The sequence below is a fragment of the Ancylobacter sp. IITR112 genome (assembly GCF_041415945.1).
Classification (GTDB): Bacteria; Pseudomonadota; Alphaproteobacteria; order Rhizobiales; family Xanthobacteraceae; genus Ancylobacter.
This window is the reverse complement of the sequence record NZ_JBGCUS010000001.1, coordinates 3,380,322-3,392,506: the sequence shown is the minus strand read 5'-3', so window position 1 is coordinate 3,392,506 and position 12,185 is coordinate 3,380,322. Positions and strand designations below refer to the sequence as shown.

The 12,185-nt window shown below is 67.4% G+C and carries 14 protein-coding genes; 10 read left to right on the top strand and 4 right to left on the bottom strand.

The features are described from left to right. Positions 1–322 precede the first annotated feature (322 nt). The 10 genes from sdhC (at position 323) to AAC979_RS16090 (ending at position 9,935) form a co-directional block, all read left to right on the top strand. A complete protein-coding gene (sdhC, locus tag AAC979_RS16135) occupies positions 323–715 on the top strand; it encodes a succinate dehydrogenase, cytochrome b556 subunit (protein ID WP_371349080.1) in 393 nt (130 codons plus the stop codon). A 3-nt stretch (positions 716–718) separates the two neighbouring features. Next, positions 719–1,117: a succinate dehydrogenase, hydrophobic membrane anchor protein gene (gene sdhD / locus AAC979_RS16130; protein WP_371347898.1), complete on the top strand. Its 399-nt coding sequence runs from the start codon at positions 719–721 to the stop codon at positions 1,115–1,117. Between the two features lie 4 nt (positions 1,118–1,121). Beyond that, the gene (gene sdhA, locus AAC979_RS16125; RefSeq protein WP_371347897.1) at positions 1,122–2,960 is read left to right on the top strand and encodes a succinate dehydrogenase flavoprotein subunit; all 1,839 of its coding nucleotides are present in this window, start codon (positions 1,122–1,124) and stop codon (positions 2,958–2,960) included. A gap of 21 nt (positions 2,961–2,981) precedes the next feature. After that, on the top strand, positions 2,982–3,764 hold the full coding sequence (locus AAC979_RS16120) for a succinate dehydrogenase iron-sulfur subunit (RefSeq protein WP_371347896.1): 783 nt from the start codon (positions 2,982–2,984) through the stop codon (positions 3,762–3,764). A gap of 70 nt (positions 3,765–3,834) precedes the next feature. Next, the gene (locus AAC979_RS16115; protein ID WP_371347894.1) at positions 3,835–4,449 is read left to right on the top strand and encodes a LysE family translocator; all 615 of its coding nucleotides are present in this window, start codon (positions 3,835–3,837) and stop codon (positions 4,447–4,449) included. Between the two features lie 4 nt (positions 4,450–4,453). After that, complete coding sequence (gene gluQRS, locus AAC979_RS16110) at positions 4,454–5,365, top strand: tRNA glutamyl-Q(34) synthetase GluQRS (protein WP_371347893.1); 912 nt, start codon at positions 4,454–4,456, stop codon at positions 5,363–5,365. Between the two features lie 109 nt (positions 5,366–5,474). After that, positions 5,475–7,103, top strand: coding sequence for a benzoylformate decarboxylase (gene mdlC / locus AAC979_RS16105; RefSeq protein ID WP_371347891.1), 1,629 nt, complete (start codon positions 5,475–5,477; stop codon positions 7,101–7,103). Between the two features lie 85 nt (positions 7,104–7,188). Continuing rightward, entirely contained in the window at positions 7,189–7,902 is a 714-nt protein-coding gene (locus AAC979_RS16100) for a spermidine synthase (RefSeq protein ID WP_371347889.1), read from the top strand. A gap of 17 nt (positions 7,903–7,919) precedes the next feature. Beyond that, positions 7,920–8,591 (top strand): DUF2161 domain-containing phosphodiesterase, encoded by a 672-nt coding sequence (locus AAC979_RS16095; protein WP_371347887.1) that lies wholly within the window; start codon positions 7,920–7,922, stop codon positions 8,589–8,591. 87 nt (positions 8,592–8,678) lie between these two features. Then, on the top strand, positions 8,679–9,935 hold the full coding sequence (locus AAC979_RS16090) for a glycerophosphodiester phosphodiesterase family protein (RefSeq protein ID WP_371349079.1): 1,257 nt from the start codon (positions 8,679–8,681) through the stop codon (positions 9,933–9,935). A gap of 24 nt (positions 9,936–9,959) precedes the next feature. On the opposite strand, the gene AAC979_RS16085 is transcribed toward AAC979_RS16090, so the two are convergent. From AAC979_RS16085 to AAC979_RS16070, 4 genes are all read right to left on the bottom strand, one after another. After that, positions 9,960–10,904: an AEC family transporter gene (locus tag AAC979_RS16085; RefSeq protein ID WP_371347885.1), complete on the bottom strand. Its 945-nt coding sequence runs from the start codon at positions 10,902–10,904 to the stop codon at positions 9,960–9,962. Between the two features lie 3 nt (positions 10,905–10,907). Beyond that, on the bottom strand, positions 10,908–11,201 hold the full coding sequence (locus AAC979_RS16080; RefSeq protein ID WP_371347884.1) for a hypothetical protein: 294 nt from the start codon (positions 11,199–11,201) through the stop codon (positions 10,908–10,910). A gap of 169 nt (positions 11,202–11,370) precedes the next feature. Beyond that, positions 11,371–11,967 (bottom strand): disulfide bond formation protein B, encoded by a 597-nt coding sequence (locus AAC979_RS16075; protein ID WP_371347882.1) that lies wholly within the window; start codon positions 11,965–11,967, stop codon positions 11,371–11,373. 10 nt (positions 11,968–11,977) lie between these two features. Further along, positions 11,978–12,133, bottom strand: a complete 156-nt coding sequence (locus AAC979_RS16070) for a DUF5993 family protein (RefSeq protein WP_371347881.1) — start codon at positions 12,131–12,133, stop codon at positions 11,978–11,980. Positions 12,134–12,185 lie beyond the last annotated feature (52 nt).

The following is a 12,185-nucleotide window of genomic DNA, read 5'->3' as shown; positions in this document are numbered from 1 at the left end:
GGTTTCGCAAAAAGCATGGACGGCGCGACCTCGACTGCGCGGGCTCCGCATAACCCCAAGAGACGGCGGATTTCCGTCAATTAAAAGGCGAAGATGGTTAACAGCCCGTCAGCGCCGGCTTTCATGAGGCTTTCCGCCGGCGGACGTCGTGGCGAAAAAGGGGTGCCCGGCCGGGTTTGGATGCGCTAGGGTGGTCTTGCTGCAGCGCAACCGGAAAAAGGCGCGCGGCGAGGAACGATAGACGCCACCTTTGGAATGATTGCGAACTGCAATCGTTTCCGCTACGCACACATCATATTCCTGAGTGATCTGGGACACCGACATGGCAGGAGCGGCCGAGCGGCCCCTTTCCCCACATCTGCAAATCTACCGCCCGATGCTGACGATGATGATGTCCATCGTGCATCGCATCACCGGTGTGGCGCTGTATTTTGGTACGGCGCTGCTGGTGATCTGGCTGATGGCCGCCGCCAGTTCGGAACGGGCCTTCAGCGTCGTGAACGGGCTTTACGGCAGCTGGCTGGGGCTGCTGGTTCTGGTGGGCTATAGCTGGGCGCTCATTCATCACGCGCTCGGCGGCATCCGTCACTTCGTCTGGGACACGGGTGCCGGCTTCGGCCCCGGCCCGCGCGAATTATTCGCCAAGCTCACCATTGGCGGCTCGGTTCTGTTGACCGTGCTGCTGTGGATCGTCATCTGGCTGGTGAAGGGCTGAGCCATGAGCGCATCTCCCGGTTCTTCCATGCGCACGCCGCGCCGGCGGGTTGCCGGCCTCGGCTCGGCGCGCTCCGGCACCGGCCATTTCTGGCTGCAGCGACTGACCGCGATCGGCAATCTTCTGCTGATCCTCATCGCCCTGCCGATCGTAATAGCGGCAGCGGGGCAGGAGCAGGCGCAGGTGGTGGCCCTCATCGGCCACCCGCTGGTCGCCATCGTGTTGCTGCTGCTGCTGTTCTCGGTCTGCTTCCACATGCGTATCGGCATGCAGGTCGTGATCGAGGACTATGTCCACGCGGAGGGGATGAAGGTGCTCGCGCTGATCGCCAACACCTTCTTCACCCTCGCGGTCGGCAGCGCTGGCGCGTTCGCCGTTCTCAAGATCAGTTTCGGAGGCTGAGACCATGGCCGGGTCGTCTTCCGCCAATGGCGCCGCCAACGGGGCGTCGCTCGGCGCCGCCTATCCCATCACCGATCACACCTATGACGTAGTGGTTGTTGGCGCCGGCGGCGCGGGGCTGCGGGCGGTGGTCGGCTGTTCCGAGGCCGGGCTGCGCACCGCCTGCGTGACCAAGGTTTTCCCGACGCGCTCGCATACGGTGGCGGCGCAGGGCGGCATCGCCGCCTCGCTCGGCAATATGGGCGGCGACGACTGGCGCTTTCACATGTACGACACCGTGAAGGGGTCGGACTGGCTGGGCGACCAGGACGCGATCGAATATCTCGTGCGCCACGCCCCGGCCGCCGTCTACGAGCTGGAGCACTGGGGCGTGCCCTTCTCGCGCACGGAAGCGGGCCAGATCTACCAGCGCCCCTTCGGCGGCATGACGGTGGACTATGGCAAGAGCCCGGCGCAGCGCACCTGCGCCGCCGCCGACCGCACCGGCCACGCGATCCTGCACACGCTTTACGGCGCAGCGCTGAAGCACTCGGCCGAGTTCTTCATCGAGTATTTCGCGCTCGACCTGATCATGGACGAGGATGGGCGCTGCCGCGGTCTCGTCGCGCTGAAGATGGATGACGGCACGATCCACCGCTTCCGCGCGCAGACGGTGATCCTCGCCACCGGCGGCTATGGCCGCGCCTATTTCTCCGCCACCTCGGCCCATACCTGCACCGGCGACGGCAATGCCATGGTGCTGCGCGCCGGCCTGCCGCTGCAGGACATGGAGTTCGTGCAGTTCCATCCCACCGGCATTTACGGTTCGGGCTGCCTGATCACCGAAGGCTCGCGCGGCGAAGGCGGCTATCTGACCAATTCCGAAGGCGAGCGCTTCATGGAGCGCTACGCTCCCTCGGCCAAGGACCTCGCCTCGCGCGACGTGGTGTCCCGCTCCATGACCATGGAGATCCGCGAGGGGCGCGGCGTCGGCAAGAACAAGGACCACATCTACCTGCATCTCGACCATCTCGACCCGGCGATCCTGCATGAGCGCCTGCCGGGCATTTCCGAGAGCGCGCGGATTTTCGCCGGTGTCGACGTGACCAAGGAGCCGATCCCGGTGCTGCCGACCGTGCATTACAACATGGGCGGCATTCCGACGAACTTCCATGGCGAGGTCGTCACCAAGAAGGACGGCAACCCCGACCATGTGGTGCCCGGCCTGATGGCGGTGGGCGAATGCGCCTGTGTCTCCATTCACGGTGCCAACCGGCTCGGCTCCAACTCGCTGACCGATCTCGTGGTGTTCGGCCGCGCGGCGGCGCTGCGCTGCGCCGAACTGCTTACACCCGGCGACAAGCAGCGCGAGCTGCCTTCCGGCTCGGCCGATCTCGCTCTCGCCCGCCTCGATCATTTTCGCAACGCGGAAGGTGGCACGCCGACCGCCGAACTGCGCCTGTCGATGCAGAAGGTGATGCAGAACAATTGTGCGGTCTACCGCACCGGCGAGGTGCTGGAGGAAGGCCGCAAGCTGATCGCCGACGTGTTCGCCGGCTCCAGCGATATCCGGGTGACCGACCGCTCGCTGATCTGGAATTCCGATCTCATCGAGACGCTGGAATATGACAATCTGATCGCGCAGGCGAGCGTGACCATGGAAAGCGCCGCCGCCCGCACCGAGAGCCGCGGCGCCCATGCGCGCGAGGATTATCCCGAGCGCGACGACGCGCACTGGATGAAGCACACGCTGGCCTTCCTCGATTTCGAGACGCGCTCGGTGCGGCTCGACGATCGGCCGGTGCACACCTACACGCTGTCGAACGACATCCAGTACATCGAGCCGCGCAAGCGGGTGTACTGAGCCGGGGAACGATCACTCGCCATGGTCCAGCTCACGCTTCCGAAGAACTCGCAGCTTGTCGAAGGCAAGGTGTGGCCCAAGCCGCCCGGTGCCAACCGGCTGACCGAGTACAAGATCTACCGCTGGAACCCGGATGACGGGCGAAACCCAAGCGTCGACACCTATTATGTCGACCGCGACGACTGCGGGCCGATGGTGCTGGACGGGCTGATCTGGATCAAGAACAAGGTCGATCCGACGCTCACCTTCCGCCGCTCCTGCCGTGAGGGCATTTGCGGCTCCTGCGCCATGAATATCGACGGTACCAACACGCTGGCTTGCCTCAAGAGCATGGACGCAGTCGACGCTTCGGCGGTCAAGATCTACCCGCTGCCGCACATGCCTGTCGTAAAGGATCTGGTGCCGGACCTCACCCAGTTTTACGCCCAGCACGCCTCGGTCGAGCCCTGGCTGCACACAGAGACCCCGGCGCCGGAAAAGGAATGGCGCCAGGGGCGGGGCGACCGCGAGAAGCTGGACGGGCTGTATGAGTGCATTCTCTGCGCCTGCTGCTCCACCTCTTGCCCGAGCTACTGGTGGAATGGCGATCGCTATCTCGGCCCCGCCGCGCTGCTGCAGGCCTATCGTTGGCTGATCGATTCGCGCGACGAGGCCACCGGCGACCGGCTGGACGATCTGGAAGACCCGTTCCGGCTCTACCGCTGCCACACCATCATGAACTGCGCCAAGGCCTGCCCGAAGGGGCTGAACCCGGCGAAGGCGATCGCCGAGATCAAGAAGATGATGGTGGCGCGCCAGTTCTGAGCTTAACGCCAGAGGGCGAAGCTTCTATTCTCGCCTCCCGGACGCGCGGCTGCGTCCGGGGAGACGGGTGATGGATTCCTCGACGCTGCTTGCCTTCACGGCGGCCTTCTTTGTCTTCGCCGCCAGCCCCGGCCCGGACAACATGACTATCGTCGCCCGCACCCTCGCGCATGGCGCGACCGCCGGCCTCGCTTATGGCGCCGGGACGGTCGTCGGTGTGCTGATCTTCCTCATCCTCGCCGCCTGCGGCCTCTCGCTGATCGCGCAGGAGATGGGCTGGCTGATGACCGCGCTGCGCTATGCCGGCGCGGCCTATCTTATCTACATGGGTGTGCGCCTGTGGACGGCCGAACCCGTCGTGCCGGCCCTCCTGCCGGAGGCGGCGCGGCGCGGGATTCTGCCGGATTTCGCGACCGGCGTCGCGCTCAATCTCGGCAACCCGAAAATGCCGCTATTCTATGTGGCGCTGCTGCCCAATGTGGTGGGGTCCACTCTCACACCCAGTCACCTCGCGAGCCTCGCCGCCGTCATTCTCGCCGTCGAACTGGTGGTGGTCGGCGGCCATGTGCTGCTGGCAGGGCGGGCGCGCCGGCTGCTGCGCAGCCCGGCCATGGTGCGCCGGGTGAACCGGACCGCCGGTGGGGTGATGGTTGGCGCCGGGGTCGCGGTCGTGGCGGCGCGCTGAGACCGTGGTCCGCCCCACTTTTCGCTTCGCACCCAGTCCCAACGGCCTTCTGCACCTCGGCCATGCCCGTTCCGCGCTGCTCAATGAGGCGCTGGCACATGCCTGTGGCGGGCGGTTTCTGCTGCGCATCGAGGATATTGACCCGGCCCGCTGCCGACCGGAGTTCGAGGCGGCAATCTCTGACGACCTAGCCTGGCTGGGGCTCGACTGGGAGCGGCCGGTGCGTCGGCAGTCCGAGCACTTTGCCGACTACCAAGCGGCGCTCGACCACCTTGACGGGTTGGGCCTTGTCTATCCCAGCTTTGAGAGCCGGGCCGACATCCGCCGCGTCGTCGCCGGCCGGCGCGATTGGCCGAGCGATCCCGATGGCGCGCCGCTGTTTCCGTTTCCGCGCGAGGCGATGAGCGCGGTCGAACGCGCGGCCCGCCGGGCGGCAGGCGAGCCCCATGCGCTGCGGCTCGACATGGCGCGGGCACAGGCCCAGGCGGTGAAGAAGGCCGGACCGCTCGGCTGGCAGGAAGTGGCGGAGACCGGCGGCCCGGCACAACGGATCGTCGCAGATCCGCTCGCCTGGGGGGACGTGGTGCTTGCCCGCAAGGATGTGCCGACCGCCTATCATCTCGCCGTGGTGGTGGACGACGCGCTGCAGGGCGTGACCCATGTGGTGCGCGGGGCCGACCTGAAGGCGGCGACCTCGGTGCACCTGGTGCTCCAGGTGCTGCTCGATTTGCCGCCCCCCCTCTACACCCATCACGCGCTGCTGCTGGATGAACAAGGACGCAAGCTGTCGAAGTCCATCGGCTCGCAGAGCCTCGCCGCCTTGCGGGCGCAGGGATGGACGCCGGCCGAGGTGCGGGGCCACGCGCTGGGGCCGCACGCCGCCGGCACCAAGGGCTTTTCGCTCGTACACGAATGAAAAGGTTGAGTTTCCGGTTATTCTGGGGAAGCTAGGGCGCCCGGCGCCGCGACATGGTGATCGCGCGGGGCGTGGTGGTGGCGGCCTGCGGGGGCCGGGGTGAGGAAAAATGGCTGGTTCAACCGTGCGTTCGGTCACCTATGACCTTTTGCGTGAACTCGGGCTGACGACCTTCTTCGGCAATCCCGGCTCGACTGAAGAGACCTTCCTCAAGGAGTTTCCGGCCGATTTCACCTATCATCTCGCGCTGCAGGAAGCGTCGGCCATCGCCATGGCCGATGGCTATGCGCAGGCGACCGGCACGCCGGCGATCGTCAATGTCCATACCGCCGCCGGTCTCGGCAATGCTATGGGCAATCTCATCACTGCCAGCCTCAACAAGACGCCGCTTATCGTCACCGCTGGCCAGCAGACGCGCGAAATGCTGCTGATGGAGCCGTGGCTGACCAATGTCGACGCCACGCAGCTACCGCGTCCCTGGGTGAAATGGAGCTATGAACCGGCGCGGCCGGAAGACGTGCCCGCCGCCTTCATGCGCGCCTACGCCACTGCGATGCAGGCGCCGGCCGGGCCGGTGTTCCTCTCGCTGCCGCTGGACGACTGGGACAAGCCGCTCGAAGGTCGCGCGGTGGTGCGCACGGTGAGCCATCGCATTGCCCCCGATCCGGACCGGCTGAAGGATTTCGCCGATATTCTCTCCGGCGCCGCCCATCCTGCGCTGATTTTCGGCGCGGCCATTGATCGTGGCGCGGGCTGGGCAGACGCCATCGCCCTGGCGGAGGCGCTGGACGCCACCGTGTTCGCCGCGCCGGCCAGCGAGCGCTGCCCTTTCCCCGAGGATCACCCGCTCTATGCCGGCGGGCTGCCCTTCGCCATCGGCCCGCTCAGCGAGAGACTGAAGGGGCACGATGTCGCCCTCGTCATCGGCGCGCCGGTGTTCCGCTATTACCCTTATGTTGCCGGAGCCTATCTCCCCGAGGGACTGCGCCTGCTGCATATCAGCGACGACCCGGCGGAGACGGCGCGGGCACCGGTGGGGGACAGTCTGGTCGGCGATGCTGTGCTGGCAACCCGGGCGCTGGCGGCGCAGGTGGCGCGCCGAGCGGCGGCTCGCGCCATCGAGAAACTGCCGCACCGCATGGCGCCGCATCCCGCGCCACAAAGAGCCGCGGCGACCGGCACCGTGCCCACGGCCGCGCAGGTCTTCGCGGCGCTGGCGCAGGTGCGCCTGCCGCATACGGTGCTGGTGGAAGAATCGCCCTCCAACCTGGCCGATCTGCACACGCACTGGCCGATCACCGAGCCGGCGACCTTCTTCACCTTCGCCAGCGGCGGGCTCGGCTGGAACCTCCCCGCCGCCGTGGGCATCGCGCTGGGTGAGCGCGACACCGGCCGACATCGGCCGGTGATGCTGATCATCGGTGACGGTTCGTTTCAATATTCTCTGCAGGGCCTGTGGACGGCGGCGCGGGAGGGCGTGCCGCTGGTCGTCATCGCGCTGCGCAATGGCGAATATGGCATCCTCAAATCCTTCGCGGTGCTCGAAGAGACGCCCGGCGTGCCGGGGCTGGACATTCCCGGCCTCGATCTCGTCAGCCTCGCCAAGGGCTTCGGCTGTGCCGCCGAGCGGATCAGCGACCTCACCGTACTGAAGGAGCGGGTGGTGGCGGCGTTCGCCGCCAAGGGGCCGACCGTGTTCGAGGTGCCGATCGACCCCGCCATCCCACCGCTGATCTGAGGAGGCGGCGTCGGTGCCGGGGCGTTCTTGCCCCGCGCCCCGGTTCGGCGCTACCGAGGGGGATGCCGCGCGCCGAGACGACTCGATGATTCCCTGGATACTGCTCGACACCGCCCACGTGCCCGAGGGAGGTGAACTGCGCCTCAAGCGGCGCGGTGACGAGTTTTCCATCATGGCCGGGGCGACCGAACTGATGAACAGCCGCCTCAGCGGCTCGGAGCAGGCGCTGGCGACACTGGTCTGCGCCCGGCTCGGGGCCTGCCCGGCCCCTGTTCTGCTGATAGGCGGGCTCGGCATGGGCTTTACCTTGCGTGCCGCGCTCGCTGTGCTGCCGGCGCAGGCTCGGGTGGTGGTGGCGGAGCTGGTCCCGGCGGTGATTGACTGGGCACGTGGCCCCATGGCGCCGATCTTCGGCGACAGCCTCGATGATCCGCGCGTCGCGCTGATCGCCGGCGATGTCGCCGAGCGTCTGCGCGAAGGCCGCGCCGTCTTTGACGGCATTCTGCTCGATGTCGACAATGGTCCGGGCGGGCTGACGCGGGAGGCCAATGACGGGCTGTACAGCCCGGCCGGGCTGGCGGTCGCCTGGGCCGCACTGCGTCCGGGCGGGGTGCTGGCGGTGTGGTCGTCGGCCCCTGACAGCAGCTTCACCATGCGGCTGCGCCGCGCCGGTTTCGCGGTGGAGGAAGCGCGGGTGCGCGCCCATGGCAAGAGCGGGGCGCGCCACGTCATCTGGCTCGCGCAGAAGCCGGCCAAGGGCGCGGCTCCCGTGGCGACGCGCCCCCCGCGCCGTCCCTGACCCGCGGAGGCGGTCGCTTGGAAACCTCGCTCTACCTGCCGATCAAGTGCTTTCTCGAACAGCGCGGCTTCACCGTGAAAGGCGAGATCGGCGGCTGCGATCTGGTGGCGCTGTCCGAGGACGAGACGCCGCTCGTCGTCATCGGCGAACTCAAGCTGAGCTTCAATCTGGAACTCGTGCTGCAGGCGGTCGACCGGGCCGGCGCGGGTGATGAGGTGTGGCTGGCGGCGCGTGCTTCCGCGCGTGGCAAGGGACGGGAGAGCGATGCGCGCTTCCGCAATCTCTGCCGCCGCCTCGGCTTCGGCATGCTTGCCGTGCTGCCCGATGGCGAGGTGACGATCCTCGTCGCCCCCGACGCGCCGATGCCGCGCAAGGACCCGCGCCGCCGCTCGCGTCTGGTGGCCGAGCATCGGCGGCGACAGGGCGATCCGGCGGTCGGCGGCGGCTCGCGCGTGCCTGTGATGACCGCCTATCGCCAACAGGCGCTGGCCTGCGCGGCGGCGCTGGCGGCGGGGCCGGCGCGTCCGCGCGATCTGCGCCCGCACGCGCCGGAGGCTGGGAAAATCCTGCTCGCCAATGTTTATGGCTGGTTCGCCCGTGCCGAACGCGGTGTCTACACGCTCACCCCGGCCGGGCACGAGGCGCTGGCACGCTGGCCGCAGCCGGCCCGGGGGGACGGAGCGGCGTGAGCCCGCGTCAAACCGCTGTCACCGGTGGAGGATAGCCAAGACATGCCGGCCGAGCCGAGCCCGATCCGACAGGAGAGCTCCGTGACCATGCTGCATGCCCTGCGCACGACCTTTCGTCCCGCCATCCGACCCTTGAGCGTCCTCGCCTTCGGCGCCGCGCTGGCGGCTCCGGCGCTGGCCGAGACCGGTTCGGTGGAGATCGGCCCGCGTCCATTCTATCTCGTCGGCGAGATGAAGGATGGGGCGCTGAAGGACCAACTGGCGCAGTGCAAGGGTCCGTTCACGGCGAAGAACTTCTCCATTTCCCATCGCGGCGCGCCGTTGCAGTTCCCCGAGCACACGCGCGAGGGTTATCTCGCCGCCGCCCGCATGGGCGCTGGCGTGATCGAATGCGACGTGGCCTTCACCAAGGACCGCGAACTGGTGTGCCGCCACGCCCAATGCGACCTGCACACCACGACGGATATTCTCGCCCGCCCGGAACTCGCGGCAAAATGCTCGGAAGGCTTCCAGCCCGCTGACCCCGCCACTGGGCGCAAGGCCAGCGCCAAATGCTGCACCAGCGATCTGACCCTGGCGGAATTCAAGTCGCTGCGGCCGAAGATGGACGGCTTCAACCCGCGCGGCGTGACGGCGCAGGAATATATGGACGGCACGCCGAGCTGGCGGACCGATCTTTACGTGAACCGGGCGACTCTCATGTCGCACAAGGAATATATCGAGCTGGTGAAGTCGCTCGGCCTCAAGTTCACGCCGGAGCTGAAGACGCCGGAAGTGGCGATGCCGTTCGAGGGCAGCTACAGCCAGGAGCACTACGCCCAGCAGATGATCGACGAGTACAAGGCGGCCGGCGTCGATCCGCGCGATGTCTACGCCCAGTCCTTCCGGCTCGACGACGTGCTCTATTGGCTGAAGGCCGAACCCGCCTTCGGCGCGCAGGCGGTCTATCTCGACGGCCGCGACGAGGAGAGCAAGGGCTTCGACAACATGAAGCCCGAGACTTGGCAGCCCTCCATGCAGGAGCTGGCGGACAAGGGCGTGAAGATCCTCGCTCCGCCGCTGTGGATGCTGGTGACGCACAAGGACGGCAAGATCGTGCCTTCGGTCTATGCGCAGGAAGCGAAGAAGGCAGGTCTCGGCCTCATCAGCTGGTCGCTGGAGCGCTCCGGTCCGCTCAATACCGGCGGCGGCTATTACTACCAGTCGGTCAAGCCGGTGATCGACCGGGATGGTGACATGCTGACGCTGCTCGACGTGCTCGGCCGCGACATTGGCGTGATCGGCGTGTTCTCCGACTGGCCGGCGACCACCACCTTCTATGCCAACTGCATGAAGCTCAACTGAGCGGGCGCCTGCGCTCCCTCCATGTCAGCCGACACCGAGGATCAGGAACCAGAGGGTCACGGTGAACAGGCTCAGCGCGGTCGACAGTGACACCGCGCTGGCGGAGGCGGCAACGCCGGTTCGGTAGCGCTGGGCCAGCAAATAGGCATTGATGCCGCAGGGCATGGCCGCGAATACCACGGCGACATCCGCCCAGACCGGCGGCATCGGCAGCACCCGCGTGAGCGCGTAGACGATGGCCGGGTGGACGCCGAGTTTCAGCGTGGAGATGACGATGGCCGGGCCGATGTCGCCGCGTATAGGGTAACGGTGGAGAGCGAGCCCGAGCGAGACGAGCGCGCAGGGAACGGCAGAGGCGGCGAGCATGTCGAGCGTCTGTTTCAGCACGCCGCCGGGCACATAGCCGGCGAGCTTGGCGATGCCGCCGGCATAGATGCCGAGCAGGATGGGGTTGAGCGCCAGCATTCGCCCGAGCTGGCGCATCGTCGCCAGCGACAGGCCGGCTGCGGCGCCTTCGGCGAGAACGGTGGCCAATACCATCATGATCGGCAGGTGGATGGCGATCAGCAGGAACAGCGGAACCGCCCCTTCCGGCCCGAAAGCCTGAAGGATCAGCGGCACGCCGACGAACACCGTGTTTGCCTGACCGGAGGTGAAGCCCTGGATCACACCTTCGAGATGCCCGCGGCCGAACAGTGTGCGCGCGGCCAGCATGCCGAGGCCGAAAACCGTGAAGGCGCCGGTGAAATAGGCGATCCAGTAGCCCCAGGGCTGGCCTTCGGCCGGCAGTTGCGCTTCGGCCAGCGTCTTGAAGATGAGCACCGGAACCGCGAGGCCGAACACATATTCGGACAGACCCTCGGCGGCGCGCTCACGCAGATGGCCTGACAGCGAGGCGATGAAACCGAGGCCGATGAGGCCGAAGACCGGCGCCACGACGAGGGCGATGGCGCCGAGCTGGGCCAGCATCGCTTAGGCCGCGATCTCGCCGGAGGCGCTGGAGACGAGGTGCGAGGTGCGGACCGGGACCATCACATCAATGCGCGCCCATAGCCGCTCGGCGAGATCCGGGCCGGCGACGAAGGCGATCTCCGCCCGCAGCGTTCCGAGCTGTGCGGGGTCGATCATGCCATGCTCCGGCGCGTCGAGCCGGATGCGGGTGGGCTGGACATCATGGATGGCGAAGGGCTCCAGCAGGCGGAGCATGAGATTGGGGTGAGCGTCCGCCTCGACAACGAGGCGGTGGCGGCACAGAGCGGCAGTCATGGGAGCGTCCGATGATGACGGGAATCGGGAGGGCGTGCGTTCAGACAACCCGGCCGAGCGTGTCGGCCGGGCGGCGAATTCGCCGCCCCGCGCAAAAATGCGCGCTCATCATCGACGCCATCATCATGGGCGCGAAGCTAGGCTGCGGATGCGCGCCCGTCAATGGCCGCTAGGGGGCGGGCGCCGGCGCCGGCGGCTCGCCGTCGAGGAGTTGATAGCCAACCGGATCGTCCGGGCACAGGCCACCGCCGCATTCCAGCACGGTGGACACGCCATTGCCAAACGCCATCAGGGCCATCAGCGTGAAGGCGACCAGCGCGAGGCCGCTGAGCCGATAGGCTCGCTGAACGGGGGCGAACTGGCGGTCGAACAGCAGCAGCACGGCGCAGCCGGCAACGATGACGACGAACAGCAGCGCCGCCCATGTATAGAAGTGCAGCCCCAGAAAGGCGGCGCCGAAGGTGCCCGTGCCCGGCACGATATGCAGCAGCGTTTGCCGCACGGCGACCACGTCGCCTGCCAGCGCTGACAGCATGGCCAGCGCATAATGGCTCGGACGCGGGCCGAATTTCAGATTCAGCGCCAGGCCCACGCCGACGCCGACAAAGCCGGCGCGCTGCAGGATGCAGAGCGGGCAGGGCAGTTCCCCGCCGATGAACTGGTCATAGAACGCCATCAGCAGCACGCCGCACACGGCGAGGAGGCCGAGCGCGTTGAGCAGGCGGGAGAGGTCCGGGGTGAGGACGGCGGCTTTCTCGGGTGTCATGGCGCCGCCCTCACAGCACGAGATCAAGCGCGGAAGTGGCGTGCAGCTTGAACAGCGTCAGCACAACGCCGATCGACACCAAGCCGGCCGCGAGGGCGAGTTCACGCCGGCCGGTGGCAGCGAAGCCCAGGGCGACGCAGAAGCCGAAAAAGGGGAGACTCATCATCAGGTCGCACTCCTCGCGCCGGCTTCTATTACCATTCGCGTAGAAAAGCAGG